A 21399-nucleotide genomic window follows, 5' to 3' on the forward strand; every position below is an offset into this window, starting at 1 on the left:
AACTCGGCCTCGGCGCAAGAGGCCTGCGCACGGAACCGCTGGTGGGCGGTTGTCCACGCGCATTGACCGGATTCCGATAGTCGCGGGCTTCCGTTCGTATAACGGAAGCCCGCGACGCACATCACAGTTAGGCATCCTTTCCCCAGGGGGACTGGCGGGTGATCGCAGGGCGGATGAGACTCCCGAGCGTCGAGGCCTTCGGCCTCTTGTGAACGCGCTACTTGCGAACTGGCCGCTACAGCGGCAGGCGTGGCTGGTCACCCCCGGCCGAGAGAGGGTTCCCCCACGATGACGGCACCACTGCACGACACGTCCGCGGAGACCGCGCCTGTCGATCCCGCTCTCGGTGACGGCGCAGGCGGCGGCAAGTCCATCGAAGGACGCTCTCTCGGACGTATCGCGTGGAACCGCCTCAAGCGGGACAAGGTGGCGCTCACCGGCGGCTGCGTCGTCCTCCTGCTGATCGTGGTCGCCGTGTTCGCGCCGCTCATCGTGAGTGTGCTGGGGCATCCGCCGGACAAGCACCACGAGGAACTGATCGACCCGCTCTTCCAGACACCGAAGGGTGCGCTCGGCGGCATCAGCGGCGACCATCTCCTCGGTGTGGAACCCGGCAACGGGCGTGACCTCTTCAGCCGCATCGTCTACGGCGCACGCGTCTCGCTGCTCGTCGGCTTCCTCTCGGCCATGGTCGCCGTCGTCGTCGGAACCGTACTCGGCGCTCTCGCGGGCTACTTCGGCGGCTGGCTGGACGCGGCCATCAGCCGCGTGATGGACATGCTGCTGGCCTTCCCGCAGCTGCTCTTCATCATCTCGCTGATCTCCGTGGTGCCGAACTCGATGTTCGGACTGACGGGCACAGGCGTCCGGCTGACCGTGATGATCCTGGTGATCGGCTTCTTCGGCTGGCCGTACATCGGCCGCATCGTGCGCGGGCAGACCCTCTCGCTGCGTGAGCGGGAGTACGTGGAGGCGGCGCGCAGCCTCGGTGCCGGGCGGCGCTACATCCTCTTCAAGGAGCTGCTGCCGAACCTGATCGCGCCCATCACCGTCTACACGACGCTGATGATTCCCACCAACATCCTCACCGAGGCGGCCCTCAGCTTCCTCGGCGTGGGAGTCAAGCCGCCGACGGCTTCCTGGGGGCAGATGCTCTCCCAGGCCACGCGCTACTACGAGGCGGATCCGATGTTCATGGTGGTGCCGGGTGTGGCCATCTTCATCACCGTTCTCTCCTTCAACCTCTTCGGCGACGGCGTGCGCGACGCGCTCGATCCCAAGGGGTCCCGTTGACACCCCAGTGCCAGGCACGGCCTGGCTCTGGACCCCGGCCCGGCGCATCCGTGCGGGCCGTGACCTACACCGGAGGATGCAGATCGTGACAACCCAACGCTCATCGAGGCGCAGGATCGCCGCGTCGGCCGTCGCGGTCGCGGCCCTCCTCGTCACCGCCGGCTGCGGTGGCGGCGGCAGTGACGGCGAAGGCGACGGCAAGGCGCCCGGATTCAACGCGGCCAACGGCAAGACGGCGAACGCGTCGGACAAGAAGGGCGGGACGCTGAAGTTCATCGGTACCCAGGACGCCGACTCCTGGGACACCACGCGTGGCTACTACGGCTTCGCCTGGGACTTCATGCGCTACTACAGCCGCACCCTGATCACCAGCAAGCCCGTCGCGGGCAAGGAGAGTTCGGAGCTCGTCCCGGACCTGGCCAAGGCCAAGGCCAAGATCTCCGACGACGGCAAGACCTACTCCTACGAACTTCGCGACGGCATCACCTGGGAGGACGGCAAGCCCGTCACCTCCAAGGACATCAAGTACGGCATCGAGCGGCAGTGGGCGCAGGACGTGCTGTCCGGCGGTCCCATCTACCTCAAGGACACGCTCGACCCGGACGGCAAGTACAAGGGTCCCTACAAGGACAAGTCCAAGGACAAGCTGGGCCTGGAAGCGATCGAGACCCCCAGCGACACCGAGATCGTCTTCAAGCTGCCCAAGCGCAACGGTGACTTCGAGCAGATGCTCGCGATGCCGTCGGCCTCGCCGGTGCGCCAGGACAAGGACACCAAGTCCAAGTACGGCCTGAAGCCCTTCTCCAACGGCCCGTACAAGTTCGAGTCGTACACGCCGAACAAGAAGCTGTCGCTCGTCCGCAACCCCGAGTGGAAGAAGTCCTCGGACAACATCCGCAAGGCGCTCCCGGACAAGATCACGCTCACGCTGATCACCAACTCCGACGAGATGGACAAGCGCCTCATCAACGGCGACTACGACCTGGACATCAACGCCACCGGCATGGAGGCGGCGGGCCGTCAGACCGCCCTCAAGGAGCACAAGGGCAACATCGACAACCCGAGCACGGGTTACATCCGTTACGCGGTCTTCCCGCAGACGGTGAAGCCCTTCGACAACATCCACTGCCGCAAGGCGATGATCTACGGCTCGGACCACAAGTCGATCCAGAACGCCCGCGGCGGCCCGCTCGCCGGCGGTGACATCGGCACCAACATGCTGCCGAAGCTCGTCCCGGGCTCCGACCTGAGCTTCGACCCGTACGGCATCGCCAAGAACGACGGCAAGGCCGATGTGGCCAAGGCCAAGGCAGAGCTGAAGAAGTGCGGCAAGCCGAACGGCTTCAAGACCACGATCGCGGTCCGCAACAACAAGCAGGTCGAGATCGCCTCCGCCGAGGCCATGCAGGCGTCGCTGAAGAAGATCGGCATCGAGGCCGAGGTCGACGAGTACGACGGTGCGCAGACCACGGGCATCATCGGCAACCCGGAGTACGTCAAGAAGAAGAACTACGGGATCATCATCATGGGCTGGGGCCCGGACTTCCCGTCCGGCCAGGGGTACGGCATGCCGCTGTGGCACAGCAAGTACATCCTGGACAACGGCAACAACAACTACGCCATGATCGACGACAAGAAGATCGACGGCATGTTCGCCGACGCCATCGCCGAACTCGACAAGAAGAAGGCAGCGGAGAAGTACGCGGCCATCAACGCCGAGGTCATGAAGGGCGCGTACTACCTGCCCTTCACGTTCGAGAAGAACATCATCTGGCGTTCCAGCAGGCTGACCAACGTCGGTACGACCGATGCCTTCAGCGGTCGCTACGACTACGCCGTGCTGGGCGTCAAGTGACCGTCCGACCCCGCCGGCGCACCCGCCGCTAGGCACGAAGGGCAGGTGAGGGCCGCACAGCGGTGGCCCGGTGAACTCCCCGCAGAACCGGGAGAGTTCACCGGGCCACCGACCGGCCCGTAAGGCAGTGCTCACATATCTGATCAGGCGGCTGTTCGCCGTCGTCGTGATGCTCGTCGTCGTCATGCTGGCGGTCTTCGGCATCTTCTTCCTGATCCCGAAGTGGACCGGCGTCGACCCCGCCACGATGTTCGCCGGGAAGCAGGCCGATGCCCAGGCGCTGGAGGGCATCCGCCAGAAGCTCGGCCTGGACGACCCGATCATCGTCCAGCTCTTCGACTTCTTCAGGGGCATCCTCGCCGGACGCGACTACACCAGCGCCGGCGACACGTACCACTGCGAGGCGCCGTGCTTCGGCTACTCGTTCAAGACCGAGCAGGCCATCTGGCCGATCCTCGCCGACCGGCTGCCCGTCACCCTGGGCCTGGCCGTCGGTGCCGCGATCATCTGGCTGGTCATCGGGCTCGCCGCCGGCGTCGTCTCGGCGCTGCGCCGCGGCTCCATCTGGGACCGTGCGGCCATGGGCATGGCCCTCAGCGGCGTCTCGCTGCCGATCTACTTCACCGGCCTGCTGTCGCTGGCGATCTTCTCCTACGGGCTGGGGCTGGTCAGCAACGAATACACGCCCGTCGAGGAGAGCTTCCCGGACTGGTTCAGCGGGATGATCCTCCCGTGGCTGACCCTGGCGTTCCTCTTCGGCGCCATGTACGCCCGGCTCACCCGCGCCACGATGCTCGAAGTGATGGGCGAGGACTACATCCGCACCGCCCGCGCCAAAGGCGTACGGGAGCCGGTCGTCATCCGCAAGCACGCGATGCGCTCCACGATGACCCCCATCATCACGCTCCTCGGGGTGGACCTCGGTGCCCTCATGGGCGGTGCGATCCTCACCGAGACGACCTTCAGTCTCCCCGGTCTCGGCCAGGCGGTGCTGAAGGCGATCGGTGAGAAGGACCTGCCGCTGATCCTCGGCGTCACGCTGATCACCGCCTCGGCGGTCGTCGTGGCGAACCTCATCGTGGACCTGCTGTACGGCGTGATCGACCCCCGAGTGAGGCTCGCATGACGGAATCGCACAAGACGGGCGTCTCGGCGGTCGGCGAGCCCGCCACCGCCACCGCCGCCCCGGCCCGTTCCTTCCTCGAAGTGCGCGATCTGCATGTGCACTTCCCCACGGAGGACGGCCTGGTGAAGTCCGTCGACGGGCTCTCGTTCCGGCTCGAGAAGGGCAAGACCCTCGGCATCGTCGGCGAGTCCGGGTCGGGCAAGTCCGTCACCTCGCTCGGCGTCATGGGCCTGCACACGGTGGGGCAGTACGGGCGGCAGAAGGCGCGGCTCTCCGGTGAGATCTGGCTCGACGGGCAGGAGCTGCTCTCGGCCGACCCGGACACTGTGCGAAAGCTGCGCGGCCGTGAGATGGCGATGATCTTCCAGGACCCGCTCTCCGCGCTGCACCCGTACTTCACCATCGGGCACCAGATCATCGAGGCGTACCGCGTACACCACGACGTGGACAAGAAGACGGCCCGCAAGCGCGCGGTCGAGCTCCTCGACCGCGTCGGCATCCCGCAGCCCGACCAGCGCGTGAACAGCTACCCGCACGAGTTCTCCGGCGGCATGCGGCAGCGCGCGATGATCGCCATGTCGCTGGTGAACAACCCCGAGTTGCTGATCGCCGACGAGCCGACGACCGCTCTGGACGTCACCGTGCAGGCCCAGATCCTCGACCTGATCCGGGATCTGCAGAAGGAGTTCGGCTCCGCGGTCATCATCATCACCCACGACCTCGGCGTCGTCGCCGAACTCGCCGACGACATCCTCGTGATGTACGGGGGCCGCTGCGTCGAGTACGGCACCGCCGAGCAGGTCTTCTACGAGCCCCAGCACCCCTACACCTGGGGCCTGCTGGGCTCGATGCCGCGCATCGACCGCGCGCAGAGCGAACGCCTCATCCCCGTGAAGGGCTCACCGCCCAGCCTGATCAACATCCCGGACGGCTGCGCCTTCAACCCGCGCTGCCCGTACGCGGATGTACCCAAGGGCAATGTCACGCGCACCGAACGGCCCGAGTTGAGGGAGGTGGGCGACGGTCATCTGTCCGCCTGCCACATGGAGCGCGGCGACCGGGACCGGATCTGGAACGAAGAGATTGCCCCGAAGCTGTGAGTGAGGACGAGCAGATGACGATCCCGTCCCAGCGTGTGACGGATGCCGTGCAGACCAAGGCCGATCCGGAGCCCGGCGAGTCGCTGCTGCGGGTCAGCGGCCTGACGAAGCACTTCCCGATCACCAAGGGCATCCTCAAGCGGCAGGTCGGCGCGGTCAAGGCGGTCGACGGCATCGACTTCGACGTACGGGCGGGGGAGACCCTGGGCGTCGTCGGCGAGTCCGGCTGCGGCAAGTCCACGATGGGCCGCCTCATCACGCGGCTGCTCGAACCGACCGCGGGCACCGTCGAGTTCGAGGGCCGGGACATCACCCACCTCGGTGTGGCGGGAATGCGCCCGATGCGGCGTGACGTCCAGATGATCTTCCAGGACCCGTACTCGTCGCTGAACCCGCGCCACACCGTCGGCGCGATCGTCAGCGCCCCCTTCAAGCTCCAGGGCGTCACGCCCGAGGGCGGTGTGAAGAAGGAGGTGCAGCGGCTGCTGGACCTGGTGGGGCTCAACCCCGAGCACTACAACCGCTATCCGCACGAGTTCTCCGGCGGGCAGCGGCAGCGCATCGGCATCGCACGCGCGCTCGCCCTCAATCCGAAACTCGTCGTCGCCGACGAGCCCGTCTCGGCTCTGGACGTCTCCATCCAGGCGCAGGTCATCAACCTGCTGGACGACCTGCAGGACGAGCTCGGCCTCACCTACGTGATCATCGCCCACGACCTGTCGGTGATCCGGCACGTGTCGGACCGGATCGCGGTGATGTACCTCGGCAAGATCGTGGAGCTGACCGACCGGCGGTCCCTGTACGAGTCGCCCATGCACCCGTACACGCGCGCGCTGCTCTCCGCCGTGCCGGTGCCCGACCCGCGGCGCAAGGCGCAGGGCGGACGCGACCGCATCCTGCTCCAGGGCGACGTCCCCTCGCCGATCAAGCCCCCCAGCGGCTGCCGCTTCCACACCAGGTGCTGGAAGGCCACCGAGGTCTGCAAGACGACCGAGCCGCCGCTGGTCTCCCTGGCCCCCCGCCACGAGGCGGCCTGCCACCACCCGGAGAACGCCCCCGACCAGCACCCCGAGGACAGCACGCCGCTGGCGGACGGAGCGCCGCAGGCGGACTAGGAGCAGCGGAACCCGGGCCTCCCGGGCCCCGGACGTACGGAAGGGCGGCCGCGTAGGCCGCGGCCGCCCTTCCTGTTCCTGTGCTGTTGTCCGTGCTGTTGTCCGGAACATCTGTCCGTCCTGTTGTTGTGCTGTTGTTCCGCTGTGCGTGCTGCCGGATCAGTACGCGGAGTTCACGTTGTCCATGGAGCCGTACTTGTCGGCCGCGTAGTTGCAGGCGGCGACGATGTTGGCCACGGGGTCGGTCACCTCGTGCTTGGTGCCCTTCACGTGGTACGCGTCGAAGGTCGGCTGGATGGTCTGCAGCAGACCCTTGGACGGCGTGCCCTTCTGGGCGTTGATGTCCCAGTCGTTCATGGCGTTGGGGTCGCCGCCGGACTCACGCATGATGTTCTTCTTGATGCCCTGGTGCGAGCCGGGGATGCCCTCTTCCTTCATGACCGCGCGGGCCTGCTTGATCCAGCCGTCCAGGCTGTCGCCGCGGGTCGAGCGGTCGGCCTTCTGGCCGGCACCGCCGCGTGCCTCCTCGGCCTTCTCGGCCTGCTTGGCCTTCTCGGCTTCGTCGGCCTTGTCGGCCTTGTCGGCCGGCTTGGAAGCGGACACCTGCTTCGTCTCCTCACCCTTCACGGGAGAGGGGGAGTGGGCCGGTGCGTGGCTGCGCGTGTTGTCGGTGGCGTGGTCGCCCGTCGCGGCCTTGGCGGCCTTCGTCGACGGATGGTCGGCCACGTTGACCGAGTGTCCGGCAACCGGCTTGGCCGGGCCACGGTCCTTGTGAGCGTCCGCGTTCGCACCGGGCGCGGCACCGGCGGTCAGGGCGACGACTCCTGCGGCGGCCGCGAGGCCGGCAGCGGCGGACTTCTGGGTCCTGGTCAGGCGGTTGATAGCGGAAATGCGCATGGAAAAGCAAGAACCTTTCGATTGCTTCGTCGCGTAGGAGCCGGATCGGCGTGGGCGCCGAGTTCGGTTCCCGGCGCAAGCGACGCTGCCATTGGTAAAGGCTCTGGAAGCCGGGCCCAAATATGTGACGTACTAAGCGAGCACGGACAGAAATGCCGGTACAGAATCGGACATCAGGGTGCGAACCTTCGATATGCCGCAGGAGCGGAACCGGCGGCGCGAGCAGCCGACTAAGCGATTTCGTATGTGACGTGCGTCTTATGCGCCGCCTCACATGCGCGGGGTTCCGGATCGACGCTTCGTGATTCCGGGGACACATACCGGTATCGCGATGCCACACTTTGTCTGTTTTCGTCGCTTTCTGCCATCACGCCAGGTCGGAGGCGGGTTCCGGGGTGTTCCGCCGGGCTGCGGGGCCGCCACGGGCGTCCCGCCGTCTCCCGGGCCCGCGGGGGTCTCGTGCAGGGGAGACGGCGGTGAAGAATGGGCCGCGTGAATCAGCACCTGCTCGATCCGGCCGTGCAGCACTGGCTCGACATCGCCGGCATCTTCGTCTTCGCGATATCCGGCGCGCTCCTCGCCGTACGCAAGAACTTCGACGTCTTCGGCATGGCGGTGCTGGCGGAGGTCACAGGGCTCGGTGGCGGGCTTTTCCGCGACGTCGTGATCGGGGCCGTGCCCCCGGCCGCATTCACGGACGCCGGATACTTCCACGCCCCGCTGATCGCCACCGCCCTCGTCTTCTTCCTCCATCCGCACGTGGAGCGGATCAACAAGGCGATCAACGTCTTCGACGCCGCAGGCCTCGGGCTCTTCTGCGTCGTCGGCACCGTCAAGGCCCACGAGTACGGGCTCGGGCTCTTCGCCTCCGCGGTCCTCGGCCTTGCGACGGCCGCGGGCGGCGGCGTGCTGCGGGACGTGCTCGCCAACGAGGTGCCCTCGCTGCTGCGCTGGGACAGGGACCTCTACGCCGTACCCGCCATCGTCGGTGCCACCGTGACGGCCCTGCTGCTGGACGCGGGCGCGCTCAACGCCGTGACGATGCTGTGCGCCGCTGCCCTGGCGTTCCTCGTCAGGCTGCTGGCGCTGCGGTTCGGGTGGCGCGCCCCGCGTGCCTGGCACCGCCGCTCCACGGTGGAGGACGCGGAGCCGGGCTCCTGAGCCGTGCCGAAGCGGGCCGCAGCCGTCCCGGGACCGGTGACTACCGATGAGTAACTTATCCGTGTACGGTGCTCATATGTCCGAGACAATCTCCGAGGCCGTCCCCGGGAACACCCTGAGCGAGTTCGACCGCGACACCGCCGTGAGGCAGCGGGAGCCGGGCGTCCACGACGTGCGGCTCTCCCCGGGCTGGGCCATCGGCCACGCACTCAACGGCGGCTATCTGCTGGCGACCGCCGGCCGCGCCCTCGGCGAGACGCTTGCGCACCCCGACCCGTTCACGGTCACCGCGCACTACCTGTCGGCCACCACGCCCGGCCCCGCCGTCATCCGCAGCGAGACGGCCCGCGCGGGCCGCACCCTCTCCACCGGCACCGCCGGCCTCTTCCAGACCGGAGCGGACGGTCAAGAGACCGAACGCCTCCGCGTACTCGCCTCGTACGGCGATCTGGACACCCTCACGGACGACATCCGCACGAGCGCGAAACCGCCCGCCATGCCGCCCCTCGATCAGTGCTTCAGCGCCCGGGACAACCCGGCCGGGCCGGACGCCGCACCCGAGATGGGCAAGCGCCTCGACCTGCGGCTCGACCCCGCAACCTGCGGATGGGCGGTCGGGGCGCCGAGCGGGCGCGGCGAGATGCGCGCCTGGTTCGGCCTGGCCGACGGCCGCGACGCCGACCCGTTCTCCCTGCTGATGGCAGTGGACGCGCTCCCGCCCACCGCGTTCGAGCTCGGTCTGAGCGGCTGGGTGCCCACGGTGGAACTCACCGTCCACGTCCGGGCCCGCCCCGCCCCCGGGCCGCTGCGGGTCTCCGTCTCCACCGTCAATCTCGCCGGGGGCTTCCTGGAGGAGGACGTCGAGATCTGGGACAGCGCGGACCGGCTCGTCACCCAGTCGCGGCAGCTCGCCCGCGCGAAGGCGAACTGAGCGAGGAAGACGGCGCCGCACGGCCGGTCCGGATGGTCCAGGCCCTCCGGACCGCCCGTCACCGGACACTCCGTACGAACATCACGAGCACGGCGCCGACGGCCCCGACGATGCCCGCGCCCCAGAACAGGGCCGGGTAGTTGTCGGTGGCGCCGGAGGTCCCGAGGGTGAGCAGGAACAGCCCCGCGCCGCTGGCGAGCGACTGCGGCAGCGCGTTCGCGATGTTGAACACCCCCAGATCCTTCGCGGCCTCGTCCGGATCGGGCAGCACGTCGATGACCAGCGCCATGTCCACACCGACGTAGACGCCGAAGGCGATGCCCATGATCGCCTCCACGACGTAGAACTGTCCGATGGTCGTGACGGACGCGAGCGCGACGAGGCCCGCCGAGAAGATGACGGTCGCCACGGCCACGAAGATCCGCCGGCGGCCGAGCCGGTCGGAGAGCCGGCCGCCCACGTAGCTGGCGGCGACCAGGCCGACGGTGTAGATGAGCACTCCGTTCGCGAGTACGGCGGCCGCCTCGGCGGCGCTCATGTCCAGCTCCTCCTGGAGGAAGTAGAGCCGGAAGGTGATGAACATGAACGAGGCGAGCGTGATCAGGAACCGTCCCAGCCACACCAGCGCGAAGTCCGGGTGCTTGTGCGGGCTCACCCAGAACGAGCGCACGAAGTAGGCGAAGCCCAGCCGGGGCGGTGCGGTCGCGATCGGCCGGTCCGGCAGCACGAGGACGCAGGCGAGCACCGAAAGCGCCGCGATGACACCCGGAACGAGGAACAGCAGCGCCATGTCCTCGGTGAACAGCGGGGCCAGATAGGCGCCGGCCAGCGGCGCCGCGTTCGCCATGGCACCCAGGACGCCCGAGACCCTGCCGCGCTGCGCGAGCGGCACCAGGTCGGCAAGGCTCGCCATCAGCGCCGCGAACGAACAGCTGACGCACAACTGGCAGAAGGCCCACGACACGAGCACGACCGGAACCGACGGACCCCACGCGACCCCCGTCAGCCCCGCCAGGAACGCGACGGCGCCGCCGAGCAGCCACGGCCGCCGGCGCCCGAAGCGTGAGGTCGTGCGGTCGCTGATGCGTCCGAACACCGGGCTGCCCACCATCGCGACGATCGCGCCCACCGACAGCACGGCGGCCAGCGAGGAGGCCGAAGCCTTGGCGCTGTCCGGGAACAGCGTCTGCATCTTGATCGCCATGCTTACCGTGACCGGAGCGAGCACGCCGACGAACAGGCCGAGCTGCGCAACGGCGAGACCGGCAACGACCTTTCCCGGGACAGGTGTCCCGTCACCGGACGCCGCGCTGCCGTGATGTCCGACGAGGGGTTCTGTCACGGTCACCTCCGTGTCACCGCCGCGGCCCGGTCGCGGGACCGGGCCGGAATCAGGAGATGAGATGCCGGACCGGTCGCCTCGGTGCCGTGGGAGTAAGCCAGGTCTTCCGTTCCACGGGACCAGAACCCCTCGTCTCCTTCAACCACCCCAACTGCCGGAGATCCGCGGCCTGTTGTCGGAACACCGGAAGGCGACGGCAGGCAACGGGCCCCGGTCCACCGGTGATCCGTCCCCCGTGAGAGCAGATGAAGGTGTGCAGCGTGCGGTGACGATCCAGCGCCGCCGTCAGCTGTCCGGCGTCCGTCCACGGTGGGCGGCACAGGCAGCGGCACGGACGGCAGAGAAGACAGCGGCAAAGGCAGCAGCAAAGCTGCGGCAAAGGCAGAAGCAAAGACAAAGGCAAGGAGGTCGTTCCCTCCTTGCCACTCTCAACGTATAGCGCACCGGGGGGCTTGCGGCAAGACCCGGCCTGTGCTGCAGAATCACCCGCCGAAGCAGGAACCTGAGGAAATCAGCGCTTTGCGAATGATGTGTGCTTCCGTCGATGCATGGTCCCGCAGCGGGACGCGCGGAACAGCCGGCGGAAGCATCTGCGAATTGGGGGGACTTCATGATCGACGTGATCATTGCCGGTGGTGGGCCGACGGGGATGATGCTGGCCGCCGAACTGCGCCTGCACGGCGTGCATGTGCTCGTACTGGAGAAGGAGCCGGAGCCGGCAAGGCAGGTCCGGTCGCTCGGTCTGCACGTGCGCAGCATCGAGGTGCTGGACCAGCGCGGTCTGCTGGAACGCTTCCTCGCGCAGGGCCGGAAGTACCCGGACGGCGGCAACTTCGCCGCCATCGACCAGCCTTGGCCCGACGGGCTGGACACCTCCCATCCCTACGTCCTCGGCATCCCGCAGCCCACCACGGAGCGCCTGCTGGCCGGACGCGCCGTCGAGGCGGGCGCCGAGGTCCGCCGCGGCTGCGAACTGACCGGCCTGAGCCAGGACGAACAAGGGGTGACCGTCGAGCTGACGAGCAGGGAAGGAGGGGCAGGGGAAGGCACGCTGTTGCGCTCGTCCTACCTCGTCGGCTGCGACGGCGGCCGCAGCACGGTCCGCAAACTGCTCGGCGTCCCCTTCCCCGGCGAGCCCGCCAGGAGCGAGTCGCTGCTGGGCGAGATGGAGGTGACCGCGCCGCCGGAGGAGCTGGCCGCCGTGGTCGCCGAAGTCCGCGGGACCCAGAAGGGCTTCGGCGCGGGGCCCTCCGGGGACGGCGCGTACCGCATCGTCGTGCCCGCCGGGGGCGTGGCCGAGGACCGTACCGTCCCTCGCCCATCCTCATCGGCGGGGGTATCCCCAGCCGCCTTCGAGGAGTTCAAGCAGCGGCTGCGGGTGGTCGCCGGCACCGACTTCGGCGTGCACTCACCGCGCTGGCTGTCGCGCTTCACAGATGCCACCCGGCTTGCCGAGCGCTACCGCACCGGCCGGGTGCTGCTGGCCGGGGACGCGGCGCACGTCCATCCGCCGCTGGGTGGGCAGGGGCTCAATCTCGGCATCCAGGACGCGTTCAACCTCGGCTGGAAACTGGCCGCCGAGGTCGGCGGCCGGGCGCCGGAGGGGCTGCTGGACAGCTATCACACCGAACGGCACCCGGTGGCCGCCGACGTGCTGGACAACGTCCGCGCTCAGACCGAGCTGATGTCCACCGGGCCGGGCCCGCAGGCAGTCCGCCGGCTGATGTCGGAACTGATGGACTTCGAGGAGGTCAACCGGTTCCTGATCGAGAAGATCACCGCAATCGGGGTCCGCTACGACTTCGGCGACGGCCACGGACTGCTGGGCCGGCGGATGCGGGACGTGGCGCTGAAGGACGGGCGCCTCTACGAGCGGATGCACGCCGGCCGCGGACTGCTGCTCGACCGGACCGGCCGGCTCTCGGTGGCGGGCTGGGCAGACCGGGTCGACCACGTCGTCGACGTCTGCGAAGAACTGGAGGGACGGGAGGTGCCGGCCGCGCTGCTGCGGCCGGACGGTCACGTGGCGTGGGTCGGTGAGGACCAGCAGGACCTGCTCGGCCACCTGCCCGTATGGTTCGGTGCTGCCGCCGGCTGACCTCGCGGTGACTGCCCTGCTGGGCAGGGCGGTTGCGGCGCCTACCGGTGGGGTGCGCTCTCATCGGGGGGGTGACGGCTCCCGGCCTGCGCGGCCTGCCGTGGCGCGGGCGCCGGTGGCAGTGCCGGCGCCCGCGCGCCCGGAGCGGGCGGCAGCTGGGGCACGTTCGCGGCCGGTGCTTCCGCGGCCGGTGCCTCCGCCGCCGATACGTCCGGAGCCGCCGGGTCCGGAGCGCCCGCGTCCCGGATCGCCGCCTCCGGTGCCCGAGCCGGCGCGTTCGCCTGCGGGGAGAAGAACCACCGCATGCGCGGCTCCAGCACCAAGCGCAGAGCCCGCCGCACCGGCGCCGTACAGAGAAGGGTCATCATCATCACGGCGAGCACCGTGATGGCGAAGCGGTCGAGGGGATGTCTCGCCCCCTCCGCCTCGAACCAGCCCGACTCCCTGGCGTACGCGATCGGGTAGACGTGCAGCAGGTAGGCGCCGAGCGTTCCCGCCCCCAGCGAGGTGAACCACATGTGCCGCCGCGGCACCCAGGCCAGGAAGCACACCGTCATCACCAGCGCACAGCCGAACGCCGCCAGCGTCATCGCCGCGCCCAGCCACGCCGGAAGCCCCAGCCCTTGTGCGTCCTTGTCGTGCAGGAACGGGGCCGCGGAGATGTACGGCACGGCCGCGTACGACACCACGAGCGCTCCCACGGCCACCGGTACGGCGAGTATCCGCACGGTGCGGTGCCGCACCATCTCGAAGTGGCGGGGCCGCAGCCGGAGCCCCAGCACGAAGAACGGCAGGAACTGCGCGACCCGCATGAGCCCCAGGTCGTCGCTGACGGAGGGCGTCACACTGGCGGCGACCGCGACCGCGACGGCCACGGTGAGCGGCCACCGCAGAAGCTTCCAGATGGGGGTCGTGAGCCGCCACAGACACAGCGCCATCAGGAACCAGAGCGCGAACTCCGGCTCCTGGTAGCTGAATTCGCGGTCCGGGTCGTGGGCCGCCCACCGCATGAAGAGGGTGTAGAGCGTCTGGAAGACGAGGTACGGGACGACGATGCCGGTCAGCAGCCGCCTGATCTGCCGCGGCCGGCACTCGAAGCCGCGCGAGAGATAGCCGGAGACGATGATGAAGGCCGGCATGTGGAAGGAGTAGAGGAGGTAGTAGAGCGCGCTCGTCGAGCGGCTGCCGGTGGTGAGCGGCGCCCACGCGTGTCCGACGGCGACGAGCACGATGGTGAGGTACTTCGCGTTGTCCAGGTATGCGTCCCGCGCCGGGCGTTCACCCTGACCGGCCTGCTCCTTCTCCACACCGGCCGTCCCCGCTGCCGGTAACGGTCCGGCAGGGGAGGCGGATTCGGTGCGGAGCGGGGGAAGCGGCGCCCGTTCGATACCGGCCTGCAGCATCTGCCGCACGCTAGAAGCGGAAGTGGATGCTCGAAGTTTTTCTGTACGATGCAGCGGTTTCGCGAAGGCCGAGGGGGAGTCGCGGGTACCTTCTGCCGTCTCCGGGTCCCCACGGCTCCGCTGCGGCCCGGTCCGGCGGTCAGCCCGCGCCGTGCAGGAAGTCCCCGAGCGCGGCGGTCAGTTCGGCCGGTGCGTCCTCCTGTACGAGGTGGCCCGCGCCCTCGATGAGCCGGAGCCCCGCACCGGGGATCAGGCCGGCGAGCCGGTGCGCGCGGTCGACGGGGATCCAGGTGTCCGCCGTGCCCCAGCAGATGAGGACCGGCGGTCCGATCGCGGAGTAGCGTCCCTCGATCTCGTCCGTGAACCGCTGGTCGTTCTGCCGGATCTGCCGGTAGAACGCACCCTGCCCCGCCTCGCCCAGCCACGGGGCCACCAGAGCGTCCAGCACCCGCGGATGCAGGGCGTGCGCGCTCGCCGAGCTGACGTACTCACGCACCAGCGCCTCGTGCAGCGCGGGCGGCAACTGTCCGAACACCTCCGCGTGTCCGCCGAGCAGCCGGTATGCGGGCGACCCCCACGGGGCGAGCGCCACCGGGTCGACGAGCGCCAGGCGGTCGTACCGCGCGCCGTGCAGCAGATGTGCGCGCAGCGCGACACAGCCCCCGAAGTCGTGTGCCAGTACGGCCGGTTGGCGTGCCGCCGCCGTTTCCGCCTCCCAGTGGCCGAGGAGTTCGGCGAAGATCCGCCCCTGCGCGGCGAGCGACACGTCCTGCCCCTCGTACATCGCGGACGTGCCGTATCCGGGCATGTCCCAGACGTGGACACGGAATTGCTGCGCGAGGGCCCTCGCGATGCCCCGCCACGTGTACGACGACCACGGCGTCCCGTGCAGCAGCACCACGGGAGCCCCGTCCGCCGGACCGAGCCGGCCCCACCGGACCGTGCCGGACGAGCTCTCGTACGTCTGGTCCAGGACGTCCGCCCAGCTCTCCCGGTCTCCCGGGGCATCGGCCTTCCGCTGTGTCATCCGGCCAGTCTCCGCGAGGAGGCCGGGGCCCGCACCCGGGTTTCCGCGAGCCCGGTGTAGCCGTGTGCGACCGGGCCGGTCCACACAGTGACGGTATGGGCGGTCGGCCCCGCCGCGCATGAATCCCGTTGGCTCATCCGGTTACCCGGACGGTGCGAAATACAGGGCCGGCCGAGAGAAAGCGAGAAGGTTGTGACCTACGCAGTGAAGAGCACACTCCCGGACGACGACCTGAAGACCGTCGGCGAGGCCTTGCAGGGCGCGCTCGTGGACCTGGTCGATCTCTCCCTCGTGGCGAAGCAGATCCACTGGAACGTGATCGGCCCCCGGTTCCGCTCCATACACCTCCAGCTGGACGACGTCGTCGCCACCGCACGTTCCTACTCGGACACCGTGGCGGAACGGGCCTCCGCGCTCGGCCTGCCCCCGGACGGACGCTCCGCGACCGTGTCGGCGACGAGCGGGATCGACAAGGTGAAGGACGGCTGGCAGAAGGACACGGACGCCGTACGGACCATGGTCCACGCCCTGGAGTCGGTCATCGGCCGCTCCCGCGAACGCATGGCGTCGGTGAGCGAACCTGACCCGGTGACCGAGGACATCTTCATCCAGCTCACCGGCGACCTCGAGAAGCACCACTGGATGTTCCAGGCCGAGAACGGCAGTTGAGGTCCCCGGACCGTCAGCGGGCGTCGTACGGGCGGCGCGGTGGGCTCGGCCGCGGGCCGGCCGCTCACGCGGCGAGCAGCAGCATGCGCGCTGCGGCCGTGTAGCAGCAGGCTTCAGGCCCGCAGCCGTAGCCGTATCCCTACGCCCACGGCGGCGGCCCCGTACGCGTCGCCCACGCCGCCAACTGCGGAGCACCCACACAGCGAATCCCGTGCATCTCCGCGTACGCCGCGGCCGGCTGCGTGAACACGCTCGTCGTCACCACCGCGGCGATCTGCGCGCGGTGCACGCTCCAGCACGTGCCACCGAACCGCTGCACATCCGGACTGGTGACCTTTGTTGTCGGCCCGTACCGCTTGCACTGGATCACGACCTTCCGCCCGTCGTGCGTGGTGGCGGTGACATCCGCGCCCAGGTCGCCGGTGCGCCCGTCCACCCGCACATCGCGGCAGCCGTCGCGCTGGCACAGGAACGCAATCGCGTGCTCGAACTGGGCGGGGTTCATGGCGTGGTAGCGGGCGACCTCGACGGACTGTGCGGCCGTGAGCCGGTATTGGGCGTCGGCGCGCTGCTGCTTGAGGTACGCGCGGACGGAGACGATCCCGGCCACGGTGAGGACGAGTACGACGAGAACGCCGGGCTGGTTGTCGACGAGCGCGACGAGGCCTATCGGGACGGCCACGAGAGCGACGAGGGCCAGGCCGCAGCAGGCTGGCGACGACTCGCGGCTGCGGGCGGTGCGGGCGGGGGCGGTCATGCGGACTCCGTCCAGGGCAGAGAGGCAGGGGCTCGAATGACCCGGGGCCCCGCCGACTCGTGCGGCGGGGCCCCGGGTTGTGGCTGCGTCGCCGTCAGCTGGCGTACCTGGTCACGTCGGTGACCTTGCACTTGATCGAGCCGGACGCCTCGGTGAGCGCCTGCGCGGTCTGCTTGCTGGCCTGCTCCGGCGCGAGGTTGTTCGTCGCGGCCATGCCCTCGTCCAGGCGGGTTCCCCCGGAGTCGGTGAACTCGACCTGAACCATGTAGTTCGAGGTCTTGCTGCTGTTGTTGGTGATGGTGACCTTCGCCGACGGGAACTTCGTCGTCGGGTCGACCGAGCAGCTGTCTATCTTCACGTCGTCCATGCCGGGCTTGGTGGTGTCGGCGGCCTCGGCCTTGTCCGTGTCGGCCTTCTCTGCGTCCTCGGCTGCTCCCTTGTCTGCGGTGTCCGAGGCGCTGCTGCCCGGCTCTTCGGGCAGGGCACAGGCGGTGGCGAACGGCAGAACTGAAGCAGCCATGACAGCGGCGGCCAAAATACGGATCTTCACGAGATCCCCCCTCATGTATGTAGAACCGCAGAGTATCCGGCGGAATAGGTGCATTCGGTGGCTGCGGACGGACCCGTTACGTTCGTGATGATTTTGTGCTCAACTCCTGTAGCTGGTGTGCCTGTTGGGTCAGCGCATCTGCTCGCCGGGCTGCTCATCCGGGCGTCGCGTCGCGGCGCTTTCCTGCTGGCGTCGGCGTTTCACGGCCTTCGCCCGCTCATTGACCTGATGCGCTCGCGCAGTTCGGATGTGGGCATGGTGCGGCGGAATCCGGGCATGTCTCGGCCCTACTCCATGGACATACGCGACGTCATCGACGAGTTGCGGCGGTACGTCTTCCACGACCTGGCCGAGCGGGCGATCGCCCGGGCCGGGACGGAACTGCGGCGCGAGCACGCCACAGATGTGCAGGCCGAGGCCCTGTGGCTGCGGGCCGCCCTGACGGTCACCGACCGGTCCCCGGACAGGAACGCCTCGAGCGCCGCCTACCCATTCGATCCGGGCAACAGCCCCCGGGAGGAGATCGCGCACCTGCGGGCGGTGGCGTCGGCATACCGTCTTACCAGCCCGACCGACGGCCGGAAGCTGCTGGCTGATGCGGCTGCCGGCCCGCGGTGACAACCGAACGCGAGCACCGCGAGGTCTCACATGTCTCCGAACGCCGCCCGTCCCACCATGTCCGCGGGAGCGCTCCTGCGCGACGGCGATCAGCGGTACCTCATCGTCAAACCCGGCTACAAGGAAGGCTGGAACCTCCCGGGCGGCGGTGTCGACGCCGGCGAGACACCGGAGCAGGCCGCACGCCGTGAGTTGCGTGAGGAGATCGCGGTCGACCAGGAGATCGGGCGCCTCCTGGTGTGTGCCTACGTGAGGACCGCGGATCGGGAGCACATCTACTGGGTGTTCGACGGGGGAACGCTCACCGAGGAGCAGAAGGCCGGCATCGTGCTGCAGGAGAGCGAGTTGACCGCCTGTACGTTCCGTGCCTCCGACGAGATCGGTGCAGGCATGATCCCGCCCTCCATACGCCCCGTCTGGGACGCGGCTCTGACGGCTCTGGCCGACAACGGCACCGTGTACCTGGAGTTGGCGAAGTAGCGAGGACGGCGGGGACCGCCTGCGAACTGCGGTGGCTACCACGGCCGTTCGGTGTCCGGGCCGAGGAGTTCGGTGAACGTGCTGTTGATGAAGTCCCGAAGCTCGACCTTGACGTCCTCGGGGATCTCGTCCCCGCCGCCGCAGGCCGCACAGCCACCACCGCCACCGGGGGCAGTGCTCCGTCAACGCCCCGGCCGGGGCCTTCCGTTGCTCGCTCGCGCACCCGCACCAGAGGACCCGGCAGCAGGTCCCCGGCACCTCCCCTCCCGCGTCCTCAAGAGGGACGCACTGGAACGAAGCTGGTGAAGTTCGCCGGGACACCCGTGTGTTCGTTGCCGTCGTCGTCGGTGTAGCGCCATTCGAAAGGCAGGCCGTGCGCGACCGCCACATCCGGGCCGTCCATGAGCTGGAAGTGCAGATGAGGGTCCGAGCTGTTGCCGGAGTTGCCGCAGTCGGCGAGTTGCGCTCCCGCCGGGACCCGGTCGCCGGGGCTCACCCGCAGGGAGCCGCGGCGCAGGTGCGCGAAGACGGCGTGTACGCCTTCGCCCATGTCCAGCACCACGTGGTTGCCGAGGAGGTGACGCGGCCATCCCAGGCCTCGTACGAATCCCTCCAGGCCGAGAAAGAGCACGCCGGGCAGTGACGTACGTGTCAGGTGGTCCCGCTGCTCTCCCGCGGTCGCCACGACCACGCCGCCCGCCGGGGCGAGAACGGGGCGCCCGAAGGAGGGGTAGGCCTGAGGGCGCCGGGCGAGGGGCCAGAACCACGTGACAGGCGGGGTGGCCGAAGCCCCCAGGACGCCGCCTTCGCCGTCCTCTTCGCCGTCCGGACGCGGATCGTGTTTTACGTCGATCGCGTAGGTCTGCGCGTAGCTGTGCGTGTGGCTCGGGACCTTCGTACTCGGACTGTTGAACGCCGTCCAGCGCCCGGTGAAGGGCGGCGGGATCATCATGGGGGCCCGGCTCTCGCGCGGGCGCTGCCGGAGGTTCAGGGCACCGGCCATGAGAAGCCCGGCCACGATCAGCACAACGCCCGTGTACCAAAGCGGCCCGAGGCCCTGCGTGTTGACCAGAACGCACACCGCTCCGGTCGCGAAGACGAGCCCGTGCCGCTTCCACACAGCCATCAGCATGCGTTTCCCCCGGGTGCCGCGAGCACGCGGACACCGGCCGTCCGGCGTCACACGGCGAGCCCGCCGAGCAGTATCCCGCCCAGCGTACCCAGCACCATGAACGGGCCGAACGGTATGGCCGACTTGCGGCCCGCGCGCTTGGTGAGCAGCAGCGCCGAGCCGTATCCGGCGGCCAGGAGGAAGCTGAGGAAGGTCCCGGCGAAGAGCACGTCCCAGCCGTACCAGCCGAGCGCAGCACCCAGCGTGAGCGCCAACTTGACGTCCCCGAAGCCCATTCCGCGAGGGTTCACGAGGAAGAGGACGAAGTGTCCGCAGGCGAGGACGGCCGCGCCCAGCAGCGCCCGTGTCCAGCTGCCGCCCGCCTGCGGCAGCAGCGCCGCCAGCCCGAGCAGGGCGACCGTCGCCGCGGCCAGCGGCAGCGTCAGCACGTCCGGCAGCCGCTTCACCCGCAGATCCACCGCTGCCAGCAGCAGCCCCATCGGGACCGCGAGCAGCCAGACCGCCAACTCCGGTCGTGCGCCCGTGAACAGAGCGATCCCCGCGCACACCAGGGCCCCCGTCGTGGCGAAAAGGCCCGCGCCCGGACCGTACGGGCCCGCTGACGGCGCGCATTCCGGGCAGCGCGCGGTCCCGAGCCATCCGCCGGCCGGGCCCGTCAGGGGATGCCCCGCCGGGCAGCGCCCGTGCCTGGGCAACTCGGGCGGTACGGCGAAGCGGTAGACGGCACGTGGCACGAGCGAGCCGACCGCCGCGCCGTAGCAGGCGGCGCACGCGGCGAGCATCGCCCGCGCACCGTCGAGGGCCCACTCCACCCCGGTCGTCCCCTCCCGCCGCTCTTCACGCGGTGGCCGCTTGTCCGCTCCTGCCGGCGGCCGTCCGCTCTCCGTGCGCTGTTCAGCCTATTCGGCGTCTCCGGGGGCCGTAGGGACTTCCCCTCTCCATGGGGCGTACAACTCGCCGTGTCCGGCGGCCGGTTGGCGCCGTTCTGCGTGCGGTGAAACAGGCCCGGCAGGGCATTGCAGCATTGGCCCCTTGTGTCAACCAAGGGTTGACGCGTGCTCGCTGTCAACCTACGGTTGCCTCATGACCGATCCAGTTTCCATGGCCGGTCGGGTCCGGCTCGACGACCTGATCGAAGCCATCAAGAATGTCCACTCCGACGCACTCGACCAGCTTCAGGACGCCGTGCTCGCCGCGGATCACCTCGGTGACGTCGCCGACCATCTCATCGGCCACTTCGTCGATCAGGCCCGCCGCTCGGGCGCCTCCTGGACGGACATCGGCAAGAGCATGGGGGTCACGAGGCAGGCGGCTCAGAAGCGCTTCGTGCCCAAGGCCCCGGCGCCCGGCGAGGGTTCGGACCTCGATCCCTCCCAGGGCTTCAACCGCTTCACCCCGCGGGCGCGGCACGTCGTCGTGGCCGCCCAGAGCGAGGCCCGTAAGGCGGGGAACCACGAGATCTCCGACGGTCACCTGATCCTCGGACTCCTCCGTGAACCGGAGGGAATCGGAGCGAAGGCCCTCGTCGACCTGGGGGTGTCTCTCGAATCGGTGCGGGAGGCCGTGGGCGGGACGCTGCCGCCGGCCGCCGAGGGTGTGCCGGAGCTGATCCCGTTCGACGCACGGGCGAAGAAGGCCCTGGAGCTGACCTTCCGGGAGGCCCTGCGCCTGGGCCACAACTTCGTCGGTACGGAGCACATCCTCCTCGCGCTCCTGGAGCTGGAGGACGGGGACGGCACGCTCACGGCCCTGGGCATCGGGAAGCCGGAGGCCGAAGGGGAGGTCGTCAGGGCCCTCGAAGCCAAGCTCGCGGGCGGCTGACGGCCGGGCCCGTACCGGCGGGGC

General features: G+C 69.3%; 20 protein-coding genes. 12 read left to right on the top strand and 8 right to left on the bottom strand.

Translation table 11 applies throughout. The features are described from left to right. Nucleotides 1-288: 288 nt before the first annotated feature. The 5 genes from AN215_RS25445 (at nt 289) to AN215_RS25465 (ending at nt 6489) form a co-directional block, all read left to right on the top strand. Nucleotides 289-1293 (top strand): ABC transporter permease, encoded by a 1005-nt coding sequence (locus AN215_RS25445; RefSeq protein WP_070010823.1) that lies wholly within the window; start codon nt 289-291, stop codon nt 1291-1293. 85 nt (nt 1294-1378) lie between these two features. Further along, complete coding sequence (locus tag AN215_RS25450; RefSeq protein ID WP_070011344.1) at nt 1379-3148, top strand: ABC transporter substrate-binding protein; 1770 nt, start codon at nt 1379-1381, stop codon at nt 3146-3148. A gap of 127 nt (nt 3149-3275) precedes the next feature. Then, on the top strand, nt 3276-4274 hold the full coding sequence (locus AN215_RS25455; RefSeq protein ID WP_070010822.1) for an ABC transporter permease: 999 nt from the start codon (nt 3276-3278) through the stop codon (nt 4272-4274). Then, entirely contained in the window at nt 4271-5374 is a 1104-nt protein-coding gene (locus AN215_RS25460) for an ABC transporter ATP-binding protein (RefSeq protein WP_070010821.1), read from the top strand. Before AN215_RS25455 ends, AN215_RS25460 begins: the two co-directional genes overlap by 4 nt. Before the next feature lie 14 nt (nt 5375-5388). Continuing rightward, the gene (locus AN215_RS25465; RefSeq protein ID WP_070011343.1) at nt 5389-6489 is read left to right on the top strand and encodes an ABC transporter ATP-binding protein; all 1101 of its coding nucleotides are present in this window, start codon (nt 5389-5391) and stop codon (nt 6487-6489) included. A gap of 159 nt (nt 6490-6648) precedes the next feature. On the opposite strand, the gene AN215_RS25470 is transcribed toward AN215_RS25465, so the two are convergent. Further along, the gene (locus AN215_RS25470) at nt 6649-7386 is read right to left on the bottom strand and encodes a transglycosylase SLT domain-containing protein (protein WP_070010820.1); all 738 of its coding nucleotides are present in this window, start codon (nt 7384-7386) and stop codon (nt 6649-6651) included. 492 nt (nt 7387-7878) lie between these two features. Here AN215_RS25470 and AN215_RS25475 point away from each other — a divergent pair, with 492 nt between their 5' ends. Beyond that, on the top strand, nt 7879-8547 hold the full coding sequence (locus AN215_RS25475) for a trimeric intracellular cation channel family protein (protein WP_070011342.1): 669 nt from the start codon (nt 7879-7881) through the stop codon (nt 8545-8547). 76 nt (nt 8548-8623) lie between these two features. Beyond that, nucleotides 8624-9478 (top strand): thioesterase family protein, encoded by an 855-nt coding sequence (locus tag AN215_RS25480; protein WP_070010819.1) that lies wholly within the window; start codon nt 8624-8626, stop codon nt 9476-9478. 58 nt (nt 9479-9536) lie between these two features. Here AN215_RS25480 and AN215_RS25485 read toward each other — a convergent pair whose 3' ends face one another. After that, nucleotides 9537-10820, bottom strand: a complete 1284-nt coding sequence (locus AN215_RS25485; RefSeq protein ID WP_070031255.1) for an MFS transporter — start codon at nt 10818-10820, stop codon at nt 9537-9539. A gap of 610 nt (nt 10821-11430) precedes the next feature. Here AN215_RS25485 and rox point away from each other — a divergent pair. After that, the gene (gene rox, locus AN215_RS25490) at nt 11431-12918 is read left to right on the top strand and encodes a rifampin monooxygenase (RefSeq protein ID WP_070010817.1); all 1488 of its coding nucleotides are present in this window, start codon (nt 11431-11433) and stop codon (nt 12916-12918) included. Nucleotides 12919-12959: 41 nt separating this feature from the next. On the opposite strand, the gene AN215_RS25495 is transcribed toward rox, so the two are convergent. Together AN215_RS25495 and AN215_RS25500 are read right to left on the bottom strand one after the other, a co-directional pair. Then, entirely contained in the window at nt 12960-14321 is a 1362-nt protein-coding gene (locus tag AN215_RS25495) for an acyltransferase family protein (RefSeq protein ID WP_079123516.1), read from the bottom strand. A 139-nt stretch (nt 14322-14460) separates the two neighbouring features. After that, nucleotides 14461-15348: an alpha/beta fold hydrolase gene (locus tag AN215_RS25500; RefSeq protein ID WP_070010815.1), complete on the bottom strand. Its 888-nt coding sequence runs from the start codon at nt 15346-15348 to the stop codon at nt 14461-14463. A gap of 192 nt (nt 15349-15540) precedes the next feature. Here AN215_RS25500 and AN215_RS25505 point away from each other — a divergent pair, with 192 nt between their 5' ends. Then, nucleotides 15541-16017: a Dps family protein gene (locus AN215_RS25505; protein WP_070010814.1), complete on the top strand. Its 477-nt coding sequence runs from the start codon at nt 15541-15543 to the stop codon at nt 16015-16017. A gap of 139 nt (nt 16018-16156) precedes the next feature. Here AN215_RS25505 and AN215_RS25510 read toward each other — a convergent pair whose 3' ends face one another. Then, complete coding sequence (locus AN215_RS25510) at nt 16157-16774, bottom strand: restriction endonuclease (RefSeq protein WP_070010813.1); 618 nt, start codon at nt 16772-16774, stop codon at nt 16157-16159. 94 nt (nt 16775-16868) lie between these two features. Continuing rightward, the gene (locus tag AN215_RS25515) at nt 16869-17294 is read right to left on the bottom strand and encodes an FxLYD domain-containing protein (RefSeq protein ID WP_070010812.1); all 426 of its coding nucleotides are present in this window, start codon (nt 17292-17294) and stop codon (nt 16869-16871) included. A 306-nt stretch (nt 17295-17600) separates the two neighbouring features. Here AN215_RS25515 and AN215_RS25520 point away from each other — a divergent pair, with 306 nt between their 5' ends. After that, on the top strand, nt 17601-17942 hold the full coding sequence (locus AN215_RS25520) for a DUF6545 domain-containing protein (RefSeq protein WP_139140783.1): 342 nt from the start codon (nt 17601-17603) through the stop codon (nt 17940-17942). Nucleotides 17943-17972: 30 nt separating this feature from the next. Beyond that, nucleotides 17973-18422 (top strand): NUDIX domain-containing protein, encoded by a 450-nt coding sequence (locus AN215_RS25525; RefSeq protein ID WP_070010809.1) that lies wholly within the window; start codon nt 17973-17975, stop codon nt 18420-18422. Between the two features lie 274 nt (nt 18423-18696). On the opposite strand, the gene AN215_RS25530 is transcribed toward AN215_RS25525, so the two are convergent. Continuing rightward, entirely contained in the window at nt 18697-19548 is an 852-nt protein-coding gene (locus tag AN215_RS25530) for a M23 family metallopeptidase (protein ID WP_245694711.1), read from the bottom strand. 53 nt (nt 19549-19601) lie between these two features. Next, a complete protein-coding gene (locus tag AN215_RS25535; RefSeq protein WP_070011340.1) occupies nt 19602-20336 on the bottom strand; it encodes a prepilin peptidase in 735 nt (244 codons plus the stop codon). A 301-nt stretch (nt 20337-20637) separates the two neighbouring features. Between AN215_RS25535 and AN215_RS25540 the strand changes: the two genes are divergently transcribed. Then, nucleotides 20638-21375, top strand: a complete 738-nt coding sequence (locus tag AN215_RS25540) for a Clp protease N-terminal domain-containing protein (protein ID WP_070010807.1) — start codon at nt 20638-20640, stop codon at nt 21373-21375. The last annotated feature ends 24 nt before the right edge of the window (nt 21376-21399 follow it).

Origin of the sequence: Streptomyces abyssalis, assembly GCF_001751365.1 — a bacterium.
Taxonomy (GTDB): domain Bacteria; phylum Actinomycetota; class Actinomycetes; order Streptomycetales; family Streptomycetaceae; genus Streptomyces; species Streptomyces abyssalis.

Coding starts and splice junctions, on each gene's coding strand:
- AN215_RS25495 (WP_079123516.1), bottom strand. CDS start 14,321: ATGCTGCAGGCCGGTATCGAACGGGCGCCGCTTCCCCCGCTCCGCACC.
- AN215_RS25535 (WP_070011340.1), bottom strand. CDS start 20,336: ATGCTCGCCGCGTGCGCCGCCTGCTACGGCGCGGCGGTCGGCTCGCTC.
- AN215_RS25445 (WP_070010823.1), top strand. CDS start 289: ATGACGGCACCACTGCACGACACGTCCGCGGAGACCGCGCCTGTCGAT.
- rox (WP_070010817.1), top strand. CDS start 11,431: ATGATCGACGTGATCATTGCCGGTGGTGGGCCGACGGGGATGATGCTG.
- AN215_RS25460 (WP_070010821.1), top strand. CDS start 4,271: ATGACGGAATCGCACAAGACGGGCGTCTCGGCGGTCGGCGAGCCCGCC.
- AN215_RS25540 (WP_070010807.1), top strand. CDS start 20,638: ATGACCGATCCAGTTTCCATGGCCGGTCGGGTCCGGCTCGACGACCTG.
- AN215_RS25510 (WP_070010813.1), bottom strand. CDS start 16,774: ATGACCGCCCCCGCCCGCACCGCCCGCAGCCGCGAGTCGTCGCCAGCC.
- AN215_RS25465 (WP_070011343.1), top strand. CDS start 5,389: ATGACGATCCCGTCCCAGCGTGTGACGGATGCCGTGCAGACCAAGGCC.
- AN215_RS25470 (WP_070010820.1), bottom strand. CDS start 7,386: ATGCGCATTTCCGCTATCAACCGCCTGACCAGGACCCAGAAGTCCGCC.
- AN215_RS25515 (WP_070010812.1), bottom strand. CDS start 17,294: ATGGCTGCTTCAGTTCTGCCGTTCGCCACCGCCTGTGCCCTGCCCGAA.
- AN215_RS25530 (WP_245694711.1), bottom strand. CDS start 19,548: ATGGCTGTGTGGAAGCGGCACGGGCTCGTCTTCGCGACCGGAGCGGTG.
- AN215_RS25525 (WP_070010809.1), top strand. CDS start 17,973: ATGTCTCCGAACGCCGCCCGTCCCACCATGTCCGCGGGAGCGCTCCTG.
- AN215_RS25520 (WP_139140783.1), top strand. CDS start 17,601: ATGTCTCGGCCCTACTCCATGGACATACGCGACGTCATCGACGAGTTG.
- AN215_RS25500 (WP_070010815.1), bottom strand. CDS start 15,348: ATGACACAGCGGAAGGCCGATGCCCCGGGAGACCGGGAGAGCTGGGCG.
- AN215_RS25480 (WP_070010819.1), top strand. CDS start 8,624: ATGTCCGAGACAATCTCCGAGGCCGTCCCCGGGAACACCCTGAGCGAG.